1 protein-coding gene is annotated in these 310 nt (G+C 73.2%); it reads right to left on the bottom strand.

The genetic code is table 11. The annotated features are described in order from the left end of the window. A partial coding sequence (locus tag ACLBX8_RS31865; protein ID WP_447716432.1) for a hypothetical protein occupies positions 1-310 on the bottom strand: 310 nt, incomplete at both ends.

Genomic DNA, 310 nt, shown 5'->3' on the forward strand with positions numbered 1-310 from the left:
CGTCGCGCGGGATCAGCGTGACGGTCCGGAACAGGGACGGCGACAGGGCATAAGGACCGGTGAGGACGCCGGTGACGCAGCAGGTCATCGTCCCGCAGCAGCGGGTCTTGCAGCCCGGCCGGCAGCAACCGTCCTCGGCGGGCTCGATGCGGGCCACCTCGACGGGGGCGAGCGAGACCTTGGACCAAGCAGCTGCTTCGGCGCGGACCACCGGTCCCGCCGGCACCGCCGCGGCCTCGGTCTTCGCGAGGACGACCTTCGGCTGCGTCGCGGCCATGTGGTGGCCGTGGTGCCGGCGAGACCGGTGGTC

This window comes from Methylobacterium sp. D48H (assembly GCF_053345715.1).